This window comes from Variovorax davisae (assembly GCF_030316845.1).
GTDB lineage: Bacteria > Pseudomonadota > Gammaproteobacteria > Burkholderiales > Burkholderiaceae_C > Variovorax > Variovorax davisae.
Map to the genome: position 1 here is coordinate 1 of NZ_JASZYS010000032.1, position 4735 is coordinate 4735.

At 67.7% G+C, this 4735-nt stretch carries 1 protein-coding gene; it reads left to right on the plus strand.

What is annotated here, in order from left to right; genetic code table 11:
- Window positions 1–171 precede the first annotated feature (171 nt).
- Window positions 172–4735 (plus strand): type VI secretion system tip protein TssI/VgrG (gene tssI / locus QTI33_RS34915; protein ID WP_286511316.1); only part of this gene is annotated, 4564 nt, incomplete at its 3' end.

Below are 4735 nucleotides of genomic sequence, written 5' to 3' on the forward strand. Positions count from 1 at the left end.
CAGCCCATTCGCCTGTGCGTCGAAGCCTTGTCGCCATCCATCTGCGAAGCGTCCGACAGCACATTGCGCCCCGTCTTTCCGATGGGTGAATCAGTATCGAAGGCTCGCTGCCCGCGGCTCATGCATGACATGCCGGGTTTTCCAGAACGAGCCCGAACGTTCCCTGATTCCATGAGCCGCACCGTCACCGTGTCCAGTCCCGCCATGCCCAGCCTGCTGGGCGCATCGGCCCTCGAGTTCAAAAGCCTGGAAGGCGACGAAGGCCTGGGCCGGCTGTTTCGCTACGCGATCGAGCTGCAGACCCCCGACAGCGCCTCGCTCTCCGAATACGTCACCGCCAACGTCCCCATCAAGGAGCTGGTGGGCAAGGAGTTCTCGGTGGTCATCGAGCTCGACGGCGTGGGCGCCGGCACGCGCGAGATCAACGGCCTGGTCACCCGCGCGCGCTTCCTGCGCAGCGAGGAGCGCCGCGCGATCTACGAGGTGGTGATCGAGCCCTGGCTGGTGCTGGCCACGCGCACCAGCGACTACAGGATCTTCCAGAACATGACGCCGCTCGCGATCGTGCGGGAGGTGCTGGCCGACTACGGCTTCCCGGTGGAGGTCCGGGTGAGCCACAGCTACCCGCAGCGCATCTTCCAGGTCCAGTACGGGGAACAGGACTTCGCCTTCGTCAGCCGTCTGATGGAAGAGTTCGGAATCTATTACTTCTTCGAACATTCGGGCGGCGCGCACCGCATGGTGCTGGTCGACGATGCCGGCGCCCACCAGCCCTTTGCGAGCGCGGCCTACCAGACCATCCGCTTCCAGGCCGAGCGCGTCAAGATCGACGAGGAATACTGCAAGCACTTCGACGTCACCGACACCCTGGCCTCGGGCGCCTGGGTCACCGATGACTTCGACTTCACCCGCCCCAAGGCCAAGCTGCAGCAAATCTCCAAGATGCCGCGCAAGACCGGCAACAACCAGCAGGAGATGTACCGCTGGCCGGGCGACTATGCCGACGCCGAGGAAGGCCGCGCGCTGGCGCGCGTCCGCATGGAAGAAGCCGGCGCCGTGGGCAAGCGCGCCAACGGCAGCGGCAACCTGCGCGCGATCGTGCCCGGCTGCACCTTCAAGCTCCAGCACCATCCCCAGGCCCGCAGCAACCGCGAGTGGCTGGTCATCGAGGCCACGCTCCAGCTTCGTGAATCGGGCCATGCCAGCGGCGCCGACAGCTACTTCTGCGAGACCCGCTTCCACGTCCAGCCAGCCAAGGACACCTACCGCAGCCCCCAGCGCCACGAGAAGCCCCGCACCTCCGGCCCCCAGACCGCGATCGTCACCGGCCCGCCCGGCCAGGAGATCTGGACCAACGAATACGGCCAGGTCAAGCTGAGCTTCCACTGGAACCGCTACTGCACGAAGGACCAGAATTCCTCCTGCTGGGTGCGCGTGTCCTACCCCTGGGCGGGCAACGGCTTCGGCAGCATCGCCATCCCGCGCATCGGCCAGGAAGTCATCGTCGACTTCGAGAACGGCGACCCGGACCGGCCGATCGTGAGCGGCCGCGTCTACAACGCGCTCAACATGCCGCCGTGGGAGTTGCCCGCCAACGCCACGCAGAGCGGCGTCCTCACGCGCTCCAGCATGCACGGCGCGCGCGGCGCGGGGCTGAAGAACGGCCCCGGCGACGCCAACGCCCTGCGCTTCGAAGACAGGAAGGGCCAGGAACAACTGTGGCTGCACGCCCAGAAGGACCAGCTCACCGAAGTCGAGCATGACGAAGACAAGTGGGTCGGCAACGACCGGCGCAAGACCGTGGACCGTGACGAGACCAGCGTCATCCACCGCGACCGCACCGAGACGGTGGACCATGACGAAACCCTCACGATCCACAACGACCGCCACGAGCGCGTGGACGGCAATGAAGACGTCAGCATCGGCGGCAACCAGGACCTCAGGGTCGAGAAGGCCAAGACCGAGACCATTCAAAGATTCTCGATCCAGAACGTCTGGCTCGCCCGCATGGAGAACGTGGGGCTGGCCTACAACCGGAACGTGGGCGCCGCGATGGCTACCACGGTCGGGCTGGCGCGTACGGACATCGTGGGCCTGAGCTGGAGCCAGAGCATCGGGCGGAACTACGAGATCACGGTCGCGGACCAGTTCTCCGTCACCTGCGGCAAAGCCAGCCTCAAGATGACCAAGGAGGGCGAGATCGACCTGAGCGGCGACAAGATCCGCATCAACGGCCAGGCCCTGACGGACATCACGGGCGGCCAAAGCGGCACGAAGTGGGAAGACGCGGGCATCACGCACGAGACGCCGGGCCGCTCGCGCACCCACGCGGCGCAGCACAGCCTGGTGGGGCCTGCAGCCAAGCCCTCGGCGCTGGCGCCGGCCGAGCAGGACTGCCAGGAATGCAAGAACGCCGCCCAGAGCGGCACGGGCGGCAGCATCAGCTTCGCGCGCGGCAGCGAGCGCCTGGCGCACACCGACTTCGTGCTGCAGGCGCCGCTGCCGATCACGTGGACGCGCAGCTACCACTCGGGCTTCGTCGGCTACGACCAGAAGGGAGAACTCGGCGCGCGCTGGGTCACGCCGTACACGGTGGCCCTGCATGCCTTGGGTCTGGAGCAGCTGCGCTACCTCGCGAGCGACGGACGCACCCATGACTACCCCCTGCCCGCCGTGGGCGAGGTGCACGTGGACCCGATCGAGGAACTGCTGCTGCGCCGCACGGGTGCGGCCGAACTGGTGATCGAGCGCGGCCCCGACTGGCATGAGGTGTTCGAGTGGGCGCGCTCGTGGTGGCGCCCGATCGGCTACCGCACGCCCCAGGGCAACCGCATCGAGATGCGCTACGACGAGGAACGCCAGGGCGCGCAGCCGCGGAACGACATCATCCCCGAGCGGCCCGACGCGCACGCGCGGCCCGCGCCAGCCGCGTTGTCCAAGAGCCTGCTGAGCGACGTCCTGAGCTACCAGGGCGAGACGCTGGTCGCTCACGCGCAAGTCGACTACGAGGACCGTCGCATCGCAGGCGTTTGGGAAATGCGCAACGGCCAGCGCACGCGCCAGTTGGCGGCCTACCGGTACGACGAGGCCGGTGACCTGATCCAGGCCCTGGACGAGAACGCGCTGACCCTGGAAGAGGCGGCCCAGGCCGCGCGGCACTACCGCTACAGCCATCACCTTCTCACGCGCTACACCGACCGCACCGGCCGCGCGATGAACCTGCAGTGGTCGGGCAGCGCTGAAGACGCCAAGGCCGGCAAGGCGCGTGCGGTGCGCGAATGGGCCGACGACGGCAGCTTCGACACCCGGCTCGCATGGTCGGCAACCGGCGCGGCCAGCGTCACCGACGCGCTGGGCCACACGACCGTGCACCACGTCGACCGCCTGGGCTACACGCGCCAGATCGACCACCCGGACGGCACCATCGAACGCCTGAAGCGCGATGCGGCGTACAACGTCACTGCCCACCACCATCCGGACGGCAGCGTCGAGCACTTCACCTACCAGAGCGCAGCCGATGGGCGCAATCATCTGGTCGAACACATTCGCGCGGACGGCAGCAGGATCGCCTACAGCTGGGACGCCCAGGGCCGGCTCGCGGGCATCGTCGATCCGATCGGCGGGCGCTGGAGCCGCACCTACACTGCAGCCGGCCTGCTGGCGACCCAGACCGATGCGCTGGGCCGCGTGACCCGGCACGTCTACGACGGCAAGAACCAGCTGGTCGAGATCATCGACCCCAAGGGCGCCAGCAAGAAGCTGACGTACACCCCGGACGGCCAACTCGCCAGCTTCACCGACTGCTCGGGCCACACCAGCCGCTGGGGCTACGACGCGCAAGGCCGCCAGCAGGCCACCACCGACGCAGCGGGCCATAAGACCGAATACGTCTACGAGCAGGGCCAACTGGCCGCCATCGTCCACCCGGACAAGACCGAGACGCGCCTCGCGCGCGATGCCGAAGGCCGATTGCTCGCCCACACCGATCCCTTGGAACGCAGGACCGAGTACCGCTACAACAAAGCCGGCTTGATCCAGCAGCGCATCCAGGGCGACACCATCTTGCGCTACGAGTGGGACAAACTCGCCCGCCTGTCGGCGCTGGTCAACGAGAACGGTGCGCGCTACGGCTTCAGCTACGACCCGATGGGCCGCCTCGTCGAGGAACGCGACTTCGACAAGCAAGTCACGCGCTACCGCCACCAGCCCCGCACGGTGCGCCAGCACACGGGGCATTGGTTCGTGCACCATGAATACGACCCGATGGGCCGCCTCTTGCAGCGACGCGCGGAGGAACTGCGCGACTGCGACGACGGCTACCTGCGTCCGATCCCCGACCAGCGGGAACAGGTCGAGAGATTCCAGTACGACGCGGCCGGCCGCGTGGTCGCGGCGACCAACAGGGACGCGCGCCTGCAGTGGTTCTACGACGCGGTGGGCAACGTGGTGCGCGAGCACCAGCACCACGACTTCCTGCGCGAGCCCCCCTGCCATGTGTGGCAGCACGAGTACGACGAGTTGGACCAGCGCATCGCCACGGTGCGCTCCAACGGCAGTCGACAGCAATGGCTGAGCTACGGCTCGGGCCACGTGCACGGCCTGATGCTGGACGGCGAGGAACTGGTGGGCTTCGAGCGCGATGCGCTGCACCGGGAGACCGCGCGCATCCAGGGCAACGGATTGACGCAGCACAGCGTCTATGACCCGGCCGGACGACTGAAGCTGCAGCGCTATG